Origin of the sequence: Tsuneonella mangrovi (assembly GCF_002269345.1) — a bacterium.
GTDB classification, from domain to species: Bacteria; Pseudomonadota; Alphaproteobacteria; order Sphingomonadales; family Sphingomonadaceae; genus Tsuneonella; species Tsuneonella mangrovi.
The window spans coordinates 628,731-645,368 of record NZ_CP022889.1 but is presented as its reverse complement, the minus strand read 5'-3'; the positions used below and the strand labels follow the sequence as shown (position 1 = coordinate 645,368).

At 63.4% G+C, this 16,638-nt stretch carries 18 protein-coding genes; 6 read left to right on the top strand and 12 right to left on the bottom strand.

Annotated features, from left to right (window positions below):
* Window positions 1–9 precede the first annotated feature (9 nt).
* The 4 genes from nth to CJO11_RS03090 all read right to left on the bottom strand — a co-directional run bounded on the left by nth (window position 10) and on the right by CJO11_RS03090 (window position 3,178).
* On the bottom strand, window positions 10–663 hold the full coding sequence (gene nth, locus CJO11_RS03105; protein WP_095011399.1) for an endonuclease III: 654 nt from the start codon (window positions 661–663) through the stop codon (window positions 10–12).
* Complete coding sequence (locus CJO11_RS03100) at window positions 660–1,277, bottom strand: hypothetical protein (protein ID WP_095011398.1); 618 nt, start codon at window positions 1,275–1,277, stop codon at window positions 660–662. Before CJO11_RS03100 ends, nth begins: the two co-directional genes overlap by 4 nt.
* Window positions 1,278–1,400: 123 nt before the next feature.
* Entirely contained in the window at window positions 1,401–2,129 is a 729-nt protein-coding gene (gene dapB / locus CJO11_RS03095) for a 4-hydroxy-tetrahydrodipicolinate reductase (protein WP_095011397.1), read from the bottom strand.
* Window positions 2,130–2,137: 8 nt separating this feature from the next.
* Window positions 2,138–3,178, bottom strand: coding sequence for a proline iminopeptidase-family hydrolase (locus CJO11_RS03090; RefSeq protein WP_169829122.1), 1,041 nt, complete (start codon window positions 3,176–3,178; stop codon window positions 2,138–2,140).
* A gap of 389 nt (window positions 3,179–3,567) precedes the next feature.
* Between CJO11_RS03090 and CJO11_RS03085 the strand changes: the two genes are divergently transcribed.
* Window positions 3,568–4,269: an NAD-dependent deacylase gene (locus CJO11_RS03085; RefSeq protein ID WP_095011395.1), complete on the top strand. Its 702-nt coding sequence runs from the start codon at window positions 3,568–3,570 to the stop codon at window positions 4,267–4,269.
* 264 nt (window positions 4,270–4,533) lie between these two features.
* On the opposite strand, the gene CJO11_RS03080 is transcribed toward CJO11_RS03085, so the two are convergent.
* The 6 genes from CJO11_RS03080 to mutM form a co-directional block, all read right to left on the bottom strand.
* Window positions 4,534–5,820 (bottom strand): APC family permease, encoded by a 1,287-nt coding sequence (locus tag CJO11_RS03080; RefSeq protein WP_095011394.1) that lies wholly within the window; start codon window positions 5,818–5,820, stop codon window positions 4,534–4,536.
* Window positions 5,821–5,888: 68 nt separating this feature from the next.
* On the bottom strand, window positions 5,889–6,659 hold the full coding sequence (locus CJO11_RS03075) for a HesA/MoeB/ThiF family protein (protein WP_205651098.1): 771 nt from the start codon (window positions 6,657–6,659) through the stop codon (window positions 5,889–5,891).
* Window positions 6,656–7,096 carry a DUF983 domain-containing protein gene (locus tag CJO11_RS03070; RefSeq protein WP_095011393.1) on the bottom strand — a complete coding sequence of 147 codons (441 nt, stop codon included), beginning with the start codon at window positions 7,094–7,096 and terminating at the stop codon, window positions 6,656–6,658. The genes CJO11_RS03075 and CJO11_RS03070 overlap by 4 nt, the downstream gene beginning before the upstream one ends.
* A 23-nt stretch (window positions 7,097–7,119) precedes the next feature.
* Window positions 7,120–8,583 (bottom strand): chromosomal replication initiator protein DnaA, encoded by a 1,464-nt coding sequence (gene dnaA, locus CJO11_RS03065; protein WP_240504543.1) that lies wholly within the window; start codon window positions 8,581–8,583, stop codon window positions 7,120–7,122.
* A 433-nt stretch (window positions 8,584–9,016) separates the two neighbouring features.
* Window positions 9,017–9,277, bottom strand: a complete 261-nt coding sequence (gene rpsT, locus CJO11_RS03060; protein ID WP_095011391.1) for a 30S ribosomal protein S20 — start codon at window positions 9,275–9,277, stop codon at window positions 9,017–9,019.
* A gap of 143 nt (window positions 9,278–9,420) precedes the next feature.
* Window positions 9,421–10,236 carry a bifunctional DNA-formamidopyrimidine glycosylase/DNA-(apurinic or apyrimidinic site) lyase gene (gene mutM / locus CJO11_RS03055; protein WP_095011390.1) on the bottom strand — a complete coding sequence of 272 codons (816 nt, stop codon included), beginning with the start codon at window positions 10,234–10,236 and terminating at the stop codon, window positions 9,421–9,423.
* 56 nt (window positions 10,237–10,292) lie between these two features.
* On the opposite strand from mutM, the gene CJO11_RS03050 reads away from it, so the two are divergent.
* Window positions 10,293–11,036 carry a class I SAM-dependent methyltransferase gene (locus CJO11_RS03050; RefSeq protein ID WP_095011389.1) on the top strand — a complete coding sequence of 248 codons (744 nt, stop codon included), beginning with the start codon at window positions 10,293–10,295 and terminating at the stop codon, window positions 11,034–11,036.
* Between the two features lies 1 nt (window position 11,037).
* Window positions 11,038–12,597, top strand: coding sequence for a 2-polyprenylphenol 6-hydroxylase (ubiB, locus tag CJO11_RS03045; RefSeq protein WP_095011388.1), 1,560 nt, complete (start codon window positions 11,038–11,040; stop codon window positions 12,595–12,597).
* On the opposite strand, the gene CJO11_RS03040 is transcribed toward ubiB, so the two are convergent.
* Entirely contained in the window at window positions 12,594–12,977 is a 384-nt protein-coding gene (locus CJO11_RS03040) for a DUF4345 family protein (RefSeq protein ID WP_095011387.1), read from the bottom strand. The two genes, ubiB and CJO11_RS03040, sit on opposite strands and share 4 nt — an antisense overlap.
* Before the next feature lie 142 nt (window positions 12,978–13,119).
* On the opposite strand from CJO11_RS03040, the gene CJO11_RS03035 reads away from it, so the two are divergent.
* The 3 genes from CJO11_RS03035 to CJO11_RS03025 all read left to right on the top strand — a co-directional run bounded on the left by CJO11_RS03035 (window position 13,120) and on the right by CJO11_RS03025 (window position 15,773).
* Complete coding sequence (locus CJO11_RS03035; RefSeq protein WP_095011386.1) at window positions 13,120–14,880, top strand: bifunctional phosphopantothenoylcysteine decarboxylase/phosphopantothenate synthase; 1,761 nt, start codon at window positions 13,120–13,122, stop codon at window positions 14,878–14,880.
* Between the two features lie 33 nt (window positions 14,881–14,913).
* Window positions 14,914–15,375, top strand: coding sequence for a dUTP diphosphatase (gene dut, locus CJO11_RS03030; RefSeq protein ID WP_095011385.1), 462 nt, complete (start codon window positions 14,914–14,916; stop codon window positions 15,373–15,375).
* Between the two features lie 95 nt (window positions 15,376–15,470).
* Window positions 15,471–15,773 (top strand): PilZ domain-containing protein, encoded by a 303-nt coding sequence (locus CJO11_RS03025; protein WP_095011384.1) that lies wholly within the window; start codon window positions 15,471–15,473, stop codon window positions 15,771–15,773.
* A gap of 34 nt (window positions 15,774–15,807) precedes the next feature.
* On the opposite strand, the gene CJO11_RS03020 is transcribed toward CJO11_RS03025, so the two are convergent.
* Window positions 15,808–16,485, bottom strand: a complete 678-nt coding sequence (locus CJO11_RS03020) for a DUF4136 domain-containing protein (RefSeq protein WP_095011383.1) — start codon at window positions 16,483–16,485, stop codon at window positions 15,808–15,810.
* Window positions 16,486–16,638 lie beyond the last annotated feature (153 nt).

The following is a 16,638-nucleotide window of genomic DNA, read 5'->3' as shown; positions in this document are numbered from 1 at the left end:
GCAGGGCGGTCAGCCGCGACCCTTGGGCTTCTCCAGCACTTTCTTGCGATAGCTGCACAGGTCCGCGACCTTGCAGCGCCAGCATTCGGGCGTGCGCGCTTTGCACACGTAGCGCCCGTGCAGGATCAGCCAGTGATGCGCGCCCAACCGGAACGGTTCCGGCACGCGCTTTTCCAGCTTGGCCTCGACCTGCTCGGGCGTCTTGCCCTTGGCGAGCCCGGTGCGGTTGCCGACGCGGAAGATGTGCGTGTCGACCGCAAAGGTCTCCTGGTGGAACCAGCAGTTGAGCACGACGTTGGCGGTCTTTCGGCCGACCCCGGGCAGCTTGACCAGCTCGTCGCGGCTGTCGGGAACTTCGCCGCCGTAATCGTCGACCAGCATATGGCTGAGCGCGATGACGTTCTTGGTCTTCGAATTGAACAGCCCGATCGTCTTGATGTATTCCTTGAGGCCGTCCTCCCCCAGCGCGATCATTTGCTGCGGGGTCTTCACCTTGGCGAACAGTGCGCGGGTGGCCTTGTTTACGCCGACATCGGTCGCCTGCGCCGAAAGCGCGACCGCGACGACCAGCTGGTAGGCGTTGCCGAACTCGAGTTCGGTCTGCGGGTCGGGGTTGTCCTCGGCCAGCCGCCGGAAGAATTCGAAGATCTGGTCTTTGGTCATTGATCTTTCGGTTGTTCGGCTTTCTCGCGCGCTTCGTACAAGCCCTTGATAGCATTATCTTCGTTGTATTCGGCGCTAGTGAGCTTTTGCGACGCTTGCTGGACGAGTCGGGCAACAGCTTTCTCAACCGAAGCTGCATCCTCATACTTCCCAATATCCACGAACGCTTCGCTCAGGCCATACTCGACATTGGTTTTTGCTCTGTCGATCTTCAGATTTGTGAGAATCTGGGCCCTGACCTTGGCGCGTTCGCTTTCCATTAAAGCGATTATGGCCGGCAACGATTGCTCGTAGAATAATTCCTTGTTGAGCTGGCCTTGCGTGCCCTGAAGAAATGTTGAGCTTGTTGCGAAACCGGTGGCTGTGTCGCCGGTCGTTACCGAGGCGAGTGCGCTGGTATACAAGGCGAAAGTCGAGAGAAGTGCGTTGCCACCCTTCCTCTGGCTCGACAGGCCCGCGATGAAATTGCGATAGCGGGCATCGATGGCGGCCATGTAGGTGAACAACACCTGATCGCGGTAGGCACGTTCCTTATTCGCATCGTTGAGCTTGGAATATTTCTCGAGCGTCTCGTCCGGCTTGAGTGCCCTGGCAGCCGTTACGATGTTCCCCATGTCAAGAACAGGTGTTGGCCTGCCCTGCAGTGTCGAGCATCCTGATAGTACAATAAGCAAAAGAACAGACGTGGTCCGGCGCATATAGCCCCCTTTATATGCGATCGAACCTGAAGATTTGACCTATAGTCCTAGAACATCCTGCATTCCATATCTTCCCGAGGTCTTGTCCACCAGCCACTGGGCCGCCTTGACCGCGCCGCGTGCGAAAATCATCCGGTCTTCCGCGCTGTGCGACAGGGTCAGGCGTTCATGTTCGCCCGCAAGGATCACGCTGTGCTCGCCAGCGACGGTTCCCCCGCGCAGCGATGCGAAGCCGATTGCGCCTTCTTTGCGCGCGCCGGTTTGCCCATCGCGCCCGCGTTCGGAATGAGAGGCGAGGTCGATCCCGCGCCCATCCGCTGCGGCTTGCCCGAGCAGCAGCGCAGTGCCCGAGGGCGCATCGACCTTCATCCGGTGATGCATTTCGAGAATCTCGATATCCCATTCGGGTCCGAGCCGGGACGCGGCTTCCTTGACGAGATGCGCGAGCAAGGTGACGCCGAGCGCGGTATTGCCCGTCTGCAGCACCGGGATCACCCGAGCGGCGGCGTCGATCGCGGTGTGGTGCCGCTCTTCCAGCCCGGTCGTTCCGACGAGGATCGGGATTCCTGCTCCCACCGCGGCGTGGAGGTTTCCTTCGAGCGCCAGCGGCGACGAGAAATCGACCAGCACATCGCTCGAATCCGCCAGACGCGCGCAGTCACCGCCCTGATCGACGCCTCCTGCGAGGTCGAGCCCGGCGTCGGCCACCGCCTCGGCCAGCGCAAGCCCCATGCGTCCTTCGCTGCCGACAATCCCGATACGTGTCATGGCGTGTCTCAGCTTCCGGTCCTGGCCTGCCGCAGCAGGAATGCGTTCAGCCCGGCGAAATAGGTCGCCTGGTCGTCGTACATGTCCATGTGGCTGCCGTTGGTGGCGAGCAGCTCGCCGTGTGGCAGCTTGGCAGCCATCTTTGCCATGTAGGCCGGGTCCATCGTGTCGTATTTGCCTGAGATCACCAGCGTGGGCAAGGCGATGTTGGCAAGGTCGTTGAACCTGTCCCAGTTCACGAGCGTCCCGCCGGCACCCATCTCGCTTGGCCCTTGCATCAACACGTAGATGTGCTGGTTGGCCCGTTCGAACGAATGCATCGCGCCGATCGGCCACTGGTCGAACGGGCGCCGCAGGATGTGCTGTTCGTACCAAGCCGGGATCAGCGTGCCCATGTAGGCGGGGTCGTCGGTCTTGCCTTCGGCCTCGAGCTTTTCGATCAGCGCCAGCTTGGCCGGATCGAGCTGCGGCTTGAGCACTTTATCTGCGTATTCGTTGTAGGCGGGGATCGAAGCCATCATGTTCGAGATGACGAGGCACTTGATCTTGTCCGGATGGGCGAGGGCGTATTCGATCGCGAGGATACCGCCCCAGCTGTGGCCGAGCAGGCAGAAGTTGCTGGCGTCGCCGCCGATCGCCTTGCGGACCTGGTCGACCTCGCTGACATAGCGCGGGATCGTCCACAGGTTGTCGTCGTCCGGGCGGTCGCTCCAGCCCGAACCGAGCTGGTCGTATTGGTAGAACTCGATCCCCGTCGCGGGGAGGAAACTGTCGAACGCGGCCATGTAGTCGTGGCCCATCGCAGGTCCGCCATGGAGCAGCAGCAGCTTCATGTGCGGATTGTTGCCGTAACGCTTGATCCATACCTTGAAGGTGCCGTCGGGCGTGGTGATCGGCACCATCCGCTCGCCGCCCGACCACGCATCGGGCCGGCCGGTGTTGTCGAGGTAGGTGCTGAGCGGTTCGGCGGGGGCGAGCGGAGGCGCGGTATCCTGCGCCGTTGCCGCCGAGGCCAAGGCCGCCGCTGCGATCATCGCGAATATCTTCATGCCCATGTCCTCGCCCCTCCACCAAGCGCGTCAGAAGGACGAGCGGTATCACTTCAAAGAATTGAGACCAAGGTGGAACACGCTCTTTTGCCGGACCGCTTGCATGGGCTAGGCCGCGTGGACAGATTCCTCACGGTCACGGCCGGAGGCGAAAAGCGTCAATTCCAGGAGTGAGGACAAAGGACATGCTGGCATATTCGAGGACGAACGACGCAGAATTGGCGCTTTTCGGCCCGGCCCCTACGGGGTTCGGCCCATTTGGCCGCCTGTTTCGTTGCAAAACCTCGCCAGAGGCCCACTCTGACTTCGGTCTTACGCCTCTCAAGCAGCCAAATGGGTCTCGAACCGTGGTTCGTGCGGAATCTGTCCACGCGGCCTAGGATCGAGCCATGCCAGACATTCGCAATATCGTGATCCTGACCGGTGCCGGGATCAGTGCAGAAAGCGGAATAGACACCTTTCGCGGCGGCGGGGGCCTGTGGGAGCAGCACCGGGTCGAGGATGTCGCGACGCCCGAGGCGTTCGAGCGCGATCCCAACCTCGTGCTGCGGTTCTACGACATGCGTCGCGCGGCGATCCAGGAGAAGCTGCCCAACCCGGCGCACGATGCGCTCGCTCGGCTCGATCGTGCGTGGAATGGCGACCTGCTGATCGTGACGCAGAACGTCGACGACTTGCATGAGAGGGCCGGCGCCAGCCGGGTGCTGCACATGCACGGCGAACACCTCAATGCGTGGTGCACCTATTGCGACGAGCGCAGCCGCTGGACCGGTCCGCTTGCCGACCGCCCGCCATGCCCGCGCTGCGGTGCGCGCGCGCTTAGGCCCGACGTCGTGTGGTTCGGCGAGATGCCTTACCGGATGGAGGAGATCTACGCGGCGATGCGCACCGCGCACCTGTTCGTGTCGATCGGCACCAGCGGGGCGGTCTATCCCGCGGCGGGCTTCGTGCGCGATGCCAGGAGCCTTGGTGCGCAGACGCTCGAACTCAACCTCGAGCGCAGCCAGGGCAGCAGCTGGTTCGACGAGACGCGGCTTGGCTCGGCGAGCGAAGTCGTGCCGGCGTGGGTCGAGGAAGTATTGGCGGGTTAGGCCGCGTGGACAAATTCCTCACGGTCACGGCCGGAGTCGAAAAGCGTCAGTTCAAGGAGTGAGGACGAAGGATATGCTGGCATATTCGAGGAAGAACGACGCAGAAATGGCGCTTTTCGGCCCGGCCCCTGCGGGGTTCGGCCCATTTGGCCGCCTGCTTCGTTGCAAAACCTTGCAAGAGGCCCACTCTGACTTCGGTTTTGCGCCTCGCAAGCAGCCAAATGGGTCTCGAACCGTGGCTCGTGCGGAGTTTGTCCACGCGGCCTAGGCCGGCGCGGTCCCGCGCGCCGTCGTGCGTCCGCCGATCAGGAAGTGCAAAGGAACTGCAACGGCCATCAGCAGCATCCCAAGCCCGCCAGCCTGCCAGCCGGTTCCGTAGAGCATCCAGACGCAGAAACCCAAACCGATGAAGGCGTGGACGGGCTTCGAACGGGCCGCGATTGCGGCGATGCAAATTCCGCCATAGAACACGATTGCCGACGCATTTGTCAGGCGCAGCATGAAATCCAGTACCCGTTCGCCAAGGCCCGTCACGCTGCCGAGGATGAGCGCGATCGAGAGAATGCTGCCCAACAGCAAAGGCCGGTCAGCGACATCGCGTGAATTGGTAGGTGCCATCCAGCCGGGTATTTGCCCGTCCCTTGCAAGGCCAAGCGGAATTTCGCCGGTTACCAACACCATACCGTTGAGGCAGCCTATGGCGGAAATGGCCGCGAACAGCGCGACTGCGTCGCCGGCACCGGTGCCAACGAACTTGGCAACAAAGTCTGCGATGGGGGCGTTGCTGTGCTGTAGTTCTGTCGTCGGAACTGCATATACGATGGTGGTGCTGACGACCCAATAGATTGCAAGCACCGCCAATACGCCAATTACCGTTGCGCGCGCGACATTGCGCGCGGGATCGCGAACCCGCTCTGCCACCAGGCCGGCGGTCTCGAAGCCCACCATTGCGTAGAACGTGATCGCAAGGGTTGGGGTCAGAAGAGCCAGCGAAAAGGACGGGACGTGGGTTGCAGAGAAGGTTTGCGGCGACGAGGTTCCCAGCCACGCTGCAACGCCTATCACGACCGCAAGCGGTATGACCTTGAGCAGGGTTGTTACAACCTGCAGGTTCCCGGCTGTGCCTGCCCCGCGCAGGTTTGCAGCTGAAACGATCGCGATGATTGCAGTGGCGAGGATCGCGTTAGCCCACGTGCCCTGCGGGGCGGCGGGAAAAAGGTGCAGCAGGTATGCCGCGCCCGTGATGGCGACGATAGACATGCTGGTCCAAACCGATGTCCAATAGGCCCAGGCGATCAGCCGGGCAGGCATCAGTCCAAGGATATCTCCGCAAATCGCGAGAGTGCTCGGTTCATCGGGCCGACTGGCGGCGAACGCGGATATGACCAGTGCTATCGTGATGGCGCCCGCCCCGGCGATGATCCAGCTCACCGTGCCGGTGGTGCCGTAAGGCGCGAGGGCTGCGGGAAGCACGAATATCCCCGCGCCGATCATGGTGCCGACTACGACAGCGGTCGCAGTCCAGATGCCGAATGGCCGGGATTGTTCCATCAGTCGATGCCCCCTGTCGGGACCGAAGCACTAAATCCCAGGAGCGGCAAACGAATTCGTCGCCCGGCCTAGGCGCTATGGCAGCCCTTGCACTGCGGATCCTTGGGCACAGTCATCGTCCGCATGCCCGGTTGAAGTCCGTCGAGCAGGTGCAATTTGCCCCACTGCGGATCGCCAATCCCGCCGGTCGGGGCGAGGAGGATGCGCACCGCCTGCATCGCCGCAAACGTGCCGACCCATCCGGCCATCGCGCCCAGCATCCCCTCGTCGGCGCAGGTGTCGCAGTCTTCCGCGTCGAACGCGTCGCCGACAAAGCAGCGGTAACAGGCATGGTCCGCCAGGTGCCCCGCGAACGCACCGACCTGGCCCTGGAACCGCCCGACAGCGGCGCTGAGCAGCGGAACGCCCGCTGCAACGCACGCATCCGATACTGCGAGGCGGGTGGCAAAGTTGTCGGTTCCGTCGAGCACGAGATCGGCCCCTGCCACGATCTGCGGTGCGCGCGCGGCATCGATCCGGCGATCGTCGAGTTCAACCGCGATCTTCGGATCGAAATTGGCCAGCCAGCGGCGCGCGGAAACGGCTTTGCCGTGGCCGATGTCGCGCTCCGAATAGATCGTCTGGCGTTGGAGGTTGCTGGCGTCGACGGTGTCGTCGTCAACCAGCGCCAACTTCCCGATGCCGGCTCCGGCGAGGTATTGCAGCGCCGGGCTGCCGATCCCGCCGAGGCCTACGAGCATGACATGCGCCTGCGCCAGCGCGACCTGCCCCGCGCCGCCGATTTGCGGCAGCACGATATGGCGTGCGAACCGCGGCAGGCGTTCGGGCGAAATACTCATTGGGTATCGGGGAGGGCAGGCGTGGCCTCGGCGGGGCGCTCACGCTTGAAACCGAACATCCCCAGCCACCATTGCAACGCGATCACTGCGCCCTTGATCGGCTGCAGCCCGCCGATCACCATTCCGGTCGCGAGCGGGAAGATGATCGCCGCCGCCGCCCACAGCGACAGGTCGAGGTCCGCGAACAGGAAGATGATCAGCGGGGCGAGCAGGTGGCCGGTGAGCAGGATCGAGATGTACGCCGGGACATCGTCCGCCCGTGCATGGGTCCAGTCCTGACCGCAGGTGCGGCAGCGCTCGACCGGCTTGAGCCACTTGCCGAACAGCTCGCCGCCGCCGCAACGCGGGCAGCGGCAGCGGACGCCGCGCTTGGCAGCTTGCCAGAACGTTGCCGGGAGATTGACGGGGAGCGCGTGGAAATGGTCTGACGGGGACATGAAGCCCCCATAGCGCAATGCGCTCAGCTTTCCAGCTGTCGCAGCAGGCTGCGCACGTCGCCGTCCATGTCGGCATCGCGCTGGCGCAGGTCCTCGATCAGCCGCACCGCGTGGATTACCGTCGAATGGTCGCGCCCGCCGAACTTACGCCCGATTTCAGGGTAGGAGCGGGGCGTAAGCACCTTCGAGAGGTACATTGCCACCTGGCGCGGGCGAACAACGGCGCGCGCGCGGCGCTTGCTGGCCATCTCGGCACGGTCGATACGGTAGAACTGGCACACCGTGCGCTGGATCTCGTCGATCGTGATCCGGCGGCGGTTGGCCGAAAGGATATCGGTCAGCTGCTCTTCGGCGAGCTGGAGCGAGACCTCTTGCCCGGTCAGCTGGGCGTAGGCGATCAGCTTGTTGAGGCCGCCGACCAACTCGCGCACATTGCGGGTGATCGTGCGGGCGAGAAAGTCGATCACATCGGCGGGAACGTCGAGCGGTGCGAAGCGGGTGAGCTTCGATTCGAGGATCTTGCGGCGCAGCTCCATGTCGGCCGCTTGGATATCGGCAACGAGGCCCATCGACAGGCGGCTGAGCAGACGCGGCTCGACCCCGTCGAGCGCCTGAGGCGCGCGGTCGGCGGCAAACACCAGCCGCTTGCCTTCGGCCAGCAGCGCATCGATCGTGTAGAGCAGCTCTTCTTGTGCGCTCGCCTTTCCGATGATGAACTGGATGTCGTCGACCAGCAGCAAGTCGAAGCTGCGCAGGCGCGCCTTGAATTCGATCGTCTGGTTCGATTTCAGCGCCTGGACGAATTCGACCATGAACCGCTCTGCGCTGCAGTAGAAAATCCGCGCGCGGGGGTGGGCCGAAAGATACGCGTGACCGATCGCGTGGAGCAGGTGGGTCTTGCCCTGGCCGGTTGCGGCCTTGAGGTAGAGCGGCGAAAACTGCGGTTGTTCGGTTGCGGCCATCCGCTGCGCGGCGTTGCAGGCCAGCACGTTGGCTTCGCCGGTGATGAATGCGGCAAAGGTCAGCGATGGATCCAGACCGACCGACGAAGTGAACCCGCGATCGCCGATCGAGCTGGCCGAAACCGCGATCATGCTGGTGTCGCCGCCATCGTTCGCCGCGCGGCCATTGCCGAAATTGAGTTCGGGCAGCTTGCGGCGGCCAGGGTGGACCATGATCTTGACGTGGCGGACTTCACCGCGCGCGATCTTCCACGCCAGGCTCAGCCGGTCGTGGAACCGGTCGTTGACCCAGTTGGCAGAAAACTCGGTCGGCAGGTAGAGATTGAGTGTGCCGCTGTCCTTGTCGATCCCGCCGACCTGGATCGGCTTGATCCACTGGCTGTGAAGCTGGTGGCCAAGATCTTTTCGGAGGCCCTGGCTGATGTCTGCCCAATCGGCTGCCAGGTTTACTGCCTCCAGATCTTCCATATTGCCCTCACCGCCCTTGCGCCGCGTCGACCCCACGCCGCTGTTCATATCAGTCATCGATGCCAGTCCCCGTCCCCGAAATCCGGCATTCGCCGATCCTGTCTGTTTGCCCCGTCGCTGGACAAAACTTCGGCGTGCCTCAAAACCCCCCGGTTAAGGCTCAAACGTCGTGTCCAGTGATGTTAGAATCAGCGCTGTCCTGCTGCTGACCGGGCATTCAATTGAACAGCGCGGCGCGGCTTGCAAGGGGCAGGGTGCAAAAAAAATGAAATAAAACCTGTTGACTCGCCGAAACCCCAGCAATTGCATATAAAGCATTGAAAAATAACTACGTTGCAGTGCAAGGCTTGCGAATCGGCAGAATCCCTAGGTTTTTTGCAGTTCGGTTACAGTTGCTCTCGCAGGTGCAACAAAAACGCCGGCGCAATTGCACCGGCGTTATCGTGTTCGGATGATGATCAAGCGGCCCCGAGATGGGGCGACTCGCGACTCAGAGCGAAGCGACTCGCTTGCTGAGCCGGCTCATCTTGCGGGCAGCCGTGTTCTTGTGGACCACGCCGCGAGCAACGCCGCGCATCAATTCCGGCTGCGCTTCCTTGAGTGCCTCGGCAGCGGCCGTCTTGTCACCACCGGCAATTGCGGTTTCGACCTTCTTGATGAAGCTGCGGATGCGGCTCATGCGGGCGGTGTTGACTTCCGCGCGACGGTCGTTGCGGCGGATGCGCTTCTTGGCTTGCGGCGTGTTGGCCATGTCTGTCCTTACTGCTGGCCGCCCGTCAGGCAAGCGGCCGAAAACCTGTGTGTCGAATGTTGCTAACGGCGGGTATCCGCCGGAAAGCGGCGCCCCTAGCGGGAAGGGGGCGAATCGTCAAGCATCGGCTAGCCATCTCGCCGCTATCGTTGGCAGCGCGGGCAGAACCATGAGCTGCGCCCGCCCTGCACGACCCGACGGATCTTGCCGCCATCGCCCTGAAGGCAAGGCTGATCCTCGCGTCCGTAGACCGCAAAGCGGGTCGCGAAATACCCCAGCTCGCCATCGGGCCTGGCGTAGTCGCGCAAGGTCGAACCGCCATCGACGATCGACTGTTCAAGCACTTCGCGGATTGCCGGGACGAGCAACTCCAGCTTGGCTCTGCTCACGCGTCCCGCTGCCTTGCGTGGATCGATCCCGGCGCGGAACAGCGCCTCGCACACATATATATTGCCGAGCCCGGCGACGATCCGCTGATCGAGCAAGAGCAGCTTGATCGCCTGCTTCCTGCCCGCGAACGCTGCCTTCAGGTGCGCGGTAGTCAGGCCAGGCCCAAGCGGTTCGGGGCCGAGCGCGGCGAATGCCGGCCAGCTTTCGAGGCTCGGCGTATCGATCAGGTCGACCGACCCGAACCGTCGCGCATCGTTCAAGGTAAAGCGGTGCCCGGCCGTCTCGATCACGAGATGGTCGTGCTTCTCGGCGCGTTCGGGGTCGATCCGCCAGCGCCCGCTCATGCCCAGGTGGAATACCATCGTCCGATCGCGGTCGGTGTGGATCAAGCCGTACTTTGCGCGCCGCCCGAGCGACGTTACCTTCGCTCCGGTCAGCGCCTGTACAAGATCCGGCGGGAATGGGCGACGCAAGTCGGGCCGGTTCTGCGTGACGCGCACGATGGTCTCGCCTTCGAGGAAAGCGGCAAGCCCGCGCACGGTGGTTTCGACTTCGGGAAGCTCGGGCATCGCAGGCTCTCTAACACCCTTTGCCCGCGCGGCAATTGCCCCTAAGGCGCTTGCCCATGAGCAAGCAGGCAAGCGAACAGGTATCCTTCGGCTACGAAGACGTTGCACCCGATGAAAAGACCCGCCGCGTCGGTGCGGTGTTTTCTAACGTCGCGGCAAAGTACGATGTGATGAACGATGCCATGTCAGCCGGGATGCACCGGCTGTGGAAGGACAAGTTCGTCCGCCGGGTGAAGCCGCAACCGGGCGAAGCGATCCTCGATATGGCGGGCGGGACGGGCGACATCGCCTTCCGCATGGCCGCGCGCGGCGCGGAAGTGACCGTGGCCGACATCAACCAGGAAATGCTCGACGTGGGGATCGAGCGCGCGCTCGATCGCGGGATCGACGGGCTCAGCTGGTCGCGGCAAAATGCGGAAGAGCTGACCTATCCAAGCCGCCTGTTCGATGCCTACACGATCGCGTTCGGCATCCGCAACGTTACCCATATCGACAAGGCGCTGGCAGAGGCGCACCGAGTGCTGAAGCACGGCGGGCGGTTCTATTGCCTCGAATTCTCGACCACCGAATGGCCCGGTTTCAAGGACGTCTACGATGCCTATTCGCACAAGCTGGTGCCGCAGATCGGCAAGCTGGTTGCTGGCGACGAGGATTCGTATCGCTACCTGATTGAATCGATCCGCCGGTTCCCGCCGATGCCCGAATTCGAAGCGATGATCCGCAAGGCCGGGTTCAGCCGGACAAAGGTCGAGCCGATCCTTGGCGGGCTCGTCGCCATCCATTCGGGGTGGAAGATCTGACGTGACGCGGCCCGTCACCCATATCTTTCGCCTGCTCAAGTGGGGGCGGACGCTGGCGCGCCACGGTGCCCTGCGCGGGATCGAGCGCGATCCGAACACGCCGCCCGAGGTCAAGCGACTTGCACGCATTGCCCGTTTCGGCACGAACCAGCCGCACGTGCCCGATTATGCCGGCGCGTTTCAGGATATCGGTCCGGCGGCGATCAAGCTCGGCCAGTCGCTTGCGACGCGACCCGACCTGGTGGGTGAAGCGGCTGCGAACAACCTGCTGACGTTGCAGGACGACCTCCCGCCGATTGCCTTTGCCGAAATCGAGCAGGCGATTGCGTCCAGCTTCGGCAGGGCGACGAGCGAGCTTTTCGCCGAAATCGACCCGGAGCCCGTCGGCTCGGCCTCGATCGCGCAAGTCCACCGGGCGGTGACGACCGAAGGGCGGCAAGTGGCGGTCAAGGTGCTTCGTCCCGGCATCCGCAAGCGGCTCGCGCGCGACATCGAGACGTATGAATGGGCCGCGGCACACCTCGAGGCGTTTGGCGGCGAAGCCAAGCGGCTGCGACCGCGTCTAACGATCGCCAACTTCAAGCGCTGGACCAATCGCGAACTCGACCTGCGGCGCGAAGCGGCCTCGGCCAGCGAACTCGCCGAATCGATGCACGGCGTCGAGGGCTACATGATTCCCTCGATCGACTGGGATCGCACCAACGGCCGGGTGATGACCGTCGACTGGATCGACGGGATCAAGATTTCCAAGCGCGACGAGCTGATCGCGGCTGGACACGACTTGCCACAGCTGGCCGAACGGCTGGTGCTGGCGTTCCTGCGCCAGGCGATCAGCGGGGGTTTCTTCCATGCCGACATGCACCAGGGAAACCTGTTCGTGCGCGCCGACGGGACGATTGCCGCGATCGATTTCGGGATCATGGGGCGGATCGACCGCCGCGCACGGCAATGGCTGGCGGAAATCCTTTATGGCCTGACCACCGGGAACTATCGCCGCGTGGCGGAAATCCACTTCGAAGCGCAATACGTGCCGAGCTACCACTCGGTCGACGAGTTCGCGACCGCGCTGCGTGCGGTGGGCGAGCCGATGCGCGGCAAGCCGGTGAGCGAGCTGAGCGTGGGCCAGATGCTCGACGGGCTGTTCGCGATCACCCGCGATTTCGACATGGAGACCCAGCCGCACCTGCTTCTGCTGCAAAAGACGATGGTGATGGTCGAAGGGATTGCCACCAGCCTCAACCCGCAGATCAACATGTGGGATGTGTCAGCGCCGTTCGTGCGCAGCTGGATTCGCGACGAGCTTGGCCCGGAAGCCGCGCTCGCCGACCGGATCAAGAAAGACGCTGAGACGCTCCTGCGCCTGCCGGACCTGGTCCGGCGAGTGGAGGAGAGGTTCCCCGCCAAGGGAGGCGCACCCGAACCGCCGCCGCTCCCCGAGATAGAACTGATGTGGGACCGCAGGCGCAAATCGCGGCTCAACTGGCTTCAGTTGTTGCTGGGTGGATTAATTGGCGGGGCTGCCGTTGCTGCGGCGTTCGCCGTGGGGTTGGTGCATTTCTAGACCACTTCGTGCGGCAGTACCTTGCTGCCGATCAATGCGAGGGCTGCGGCGGTCGCCTCTACCGCCATCGGCAACCAGAACGCGGGGTAGGTGCCGTCGAGCGCCAGCGATACGAACCTTCCGAGCAAGGCAAGGCCGAAAATCGCAGCCGGCACGAGCAGTAGCTCTCCGTTTCGCTTCCAGGCCCCCCACAGCATCGTCGCGCCGCCGACAAAGAACATTGCCGGGAAATCCGCCCGCAGGACCGCCAGGCCTTGTGCGCCATTGGCGTTGAGGCCGAATCCGCCGCCTGCGTTCACCGGGAACACCAGGAAGTTCAACCCCAGGAGGATGAACAGCAATCCGACAGCGAAAAGCAGGGCGGTTACTATCAGGCGCATGGTACTTTTTCTCCTCCGGTTACCCGATTCCTACTCGTGCATTACGGGTCGGCGCTAGCGTAATCTTAACCATTGCGGGTTGAGGATTGGCAACCGGTATGCGCCGGGGCTAGTCTGGCGCGATGAAACAGTGGGATTGCAGATGCACGACCTGGTCGCAAGGCCATCACGTGACACGCGGGAATCGCTGCGCTTGAGCGGCCCGAAAGTCCTGCTCGTCGTCGGGGGCGGCATCGCGGCCTACAAGGCGTGCGAGCTCGTGCGCCTGATCCGCAAGGGCGGGGCGGACGTCACTTGTGTGCTGACCCAAGGCGGCAGCCAGTTCGTGACTGCGCTCGCACTAGGCGCGCTTTCCGAAAACAAGGTCTACACCAGCCTGTTCGATCTCAAGGACGAGGTCGAGATGGGCCATATCCAGCTTTCGCGGGAAGCCGACCTGCTGGTCGTTTGCCCGGCGACGGCGGACCTGATGGCCAAGATGACCGCCGGTATCGCCGACGATCTCGCCACGACGCTGATCCTGGCGACCGACAAGCCGGTCATGGCGGTCCCGGCGATGAACGTGCGGATGTGGGAGCACGCGACCACCCAGCGCAACGTTGAATGGCTGCGTGATGCTGGTGTGACCGTTATCGATCCCGACGAGGGGACGATGGCGTGCGGCGAATTTGGCCCGGGCCGCTTGCCCGAACCGCCGGTGATCTGGGCAGCCATTGCCGACCAGCTCGGGCTCGACCCGGGTGAAGTCGCGCCGCCGCCTCCGCCTTCGGCAAAGTCCACTCCGGCGGAGGCCAAGCTGGCCGATGATGCTGACGAAGCCGAGGTGCTGGGCGAAGAGGGTGAGCCGGAGCCGGAAAGCAAGGGCGGCTTTGGAAGCCTGCTTTCCGCGCTTATCCCGCGCTCGCGCCAGCCGCGCGAGGAATCGCCCGAGGAAGAAGAGATCGAAGAGCTGTCCGAGCACGAGGCCGAGCTTGAGGACGCGCCCGAGGGACTGTCTGAAGACGGCGAAGCTCCCGCGGAGGAACAAGACGCCGAACCGCTTCCCGAACCCGACCTGTCCGGTCCGCTGATGGCGACCAAGGGCAAGGCGCGTTCGGCACCGCCGACCGATCCAGAAGCGATCAACCACACGGTCAAGACAGGGACCGGCGAACAGGCACCCGAACCGGTGCCGGAAGAATTTTCGATCGAGGAAGATCCGCTCGAAGGCCAGCCCGAGTTCGAGGTGGCCCCGGATCATCGTCCGCTGTTCGGCCGCCACGTGCTGGTCACTGCCGGGCCGACGCACGAGCCGATCGACCCGGTTCGCTACATCGCCAATCGCTCGAGCGGCAAACAAGGTTTTGCCATTGCTGCCGCGGCCGCGGCGCTTGGTGCGCGGGTTACCCTGGTGGCCGGCCCGGTGCATCTCCAGACTCCGCCGGGAGTTGACCGGATCGACGTCGAATCCGCGCGCGAAATGGCCGATGCGGTCAAGAAGGCCTTGCCGGCCGATGCTGCGTTCATGGTTGCTGCCGTCGCCGACTGGCGCAGCAAGGACTACAAGTCCGAGAAGATGAAAAAGCGCGGTTCAGCGCCGCCCGCACTGCTGCTGGCAGAGAACCCCGACATCCTCGCGATCGTCGCGGCGGGCAAGCAGCGTCCCAAGGTGCTGATCGGCTTTGCAGCCGAAACCGAGGACGTGGTCGAGAACGCCAAGACCAAGCGAAAGCGCAAGGCAGCCGACTGGATTGTCGCCAACGACGTGTCGGGCGATGTCATGGGCGGCGATGCCAACACCGTCCACATCGTCAGCAGCGACGGCGTGGAAGACCTGCCCGAGATGCCCAAGGAACAGGTCGCGATGGCGCTTGCGGAAAAGCTCGCCGAAGCGCTCGACAAGGTGGACCCGCGCGACCAGTAATTGCCCCTCGATGCGTAGCATGAGGGCCTATTGATGACCGATCCCGTTTCCGTGAGCGTGAAGCGCTTGCCGCATGGCGAGGGGCTGGCGCTGCCGGCTTATGCTACGCCCGGCTCGGCAGGGATGGACGTGCTCTCGGCCGAAGACGTGACGATTGCGCCCGGTGCGCGCTACGCGGTCGCAACCGGTCTCGCGCTGGCCATTCCGGCAGGATACGAAATCCAAGTCCGCCCGCGTTCGGGGCTTGCGCTGAAGCATGGGATCACCGTGCCCAACACGCCCGGCACGATCGATTCGGACTATCGCGGCGAACTCAAGGTGATCCTCATCAACCACGGCACCGAGCCGTTTGCCATCGCGCGCGGTGACAGGGTCGCGCAACTGGTCTTGGCTCCGGTGGTGCAGGCGCGCTGGAGCGAAGTGACCGAGCTCGATGCGACCGGGCGCGGAGCGGGTGGCTTCGGCTCGACCGGAGGACACGCGCGCTTGGGATAGCAGTGGCGCGAGCCATCCGCCGCCTCAGTAGTTGTACGAAGGACTTCTGCGGAAAACTGTGCTATGACGTACGCGTTGTTGCACATGGGGGAGGCATGCCGAGCGAGCATCGCCATTCCGATCGCTATCCGATCGAAGTGTGGGGCAAATATCGCCTCGCCAACGGCGTCCGGCGCGAGGTCGTCTTGAAGGACCTGTCCGACAGCGGGTGCCGCTTTTATGACAAGTTCAGCGGGCTCCGAGGTGGTGAGCGTATCAGCATCCGGATCGAGACCCTCGGTCCATACGACGCGAGCGTTGTCTGGTCCGAGGGCGGCTATGTCGGGGTCGAATTCGCCCAGCGACTATACGGACCGATGTTCGATCACATCCGGCTCAAGCTCAGCGGAGGGCATTAACTGGGATCCGCACCGATGATGCCCGATCGCGCGGTCAGTCGGGCCTTTTGGCCGCCATTTTTTCAGGCGCAATCGAAATCCTGACCGTCTTGCCGTTGTCGCCCGGGAAACCGGTGAACATCGCTTCGACGAGGTTCGGGACCAGGTACTGCAGGTGGTTCGAGGTCGACAGTGCTTGCGCGCGGCCTTCGAACAGCGGCTGGCCGTCGCTCGCCCGATTGATCTTCAGGTCGATCTTGCTGGTGTAGACGGTGTAGGAATTGAGATCGTTGTCGAAAAACGGGTCGTAAAAGCCGTAGGCCCACGGGCTACCCCAATAGCGGGGGGAGTAGTAATAGCGGCTATACCCGTACCACGGATCGAAATACGGATTTGGAGCAAGTGGATCGCGCTCCACGTACTGGCGTCCGTTGTCGACACCGTAATCGAAATTCACCAGCAAGCTGGCCGCCTGCGGCGACGCTGCGCGAGCATAACCGAGCTTCTCGAGGTGTGCGGCGACATCCTTTGCATAGATCGAGAATTCGAGCCCGCCCTGCAGGTTCGGATTGTTGGTCACGATCGCGAAGGTCTGGCCTTCTGGCGCGGGCAGATCGGTCTGGAAGCGCGAAACCTGCGCGTTGAAGGGGGTGGCGCAGGCCGCAAGCGCGGCGAACGCCAGCGACGCGACGATCAGCTTGGCGGAGCGAACCCAGTGTGTGGGCATGGTCATGAGATTTTACCTCGCATATCAAGGCGTGAGCGTGAAACGGCCCAACCCCTTCAGCAACCGTCGCACGCTGTCACCGATACGGCGAAGTGTAAAGCGCCCGTGGTGAACCGTGTTTGAACGCGGGACAGGTCAAGCTGTTGCCGGATCAATCAA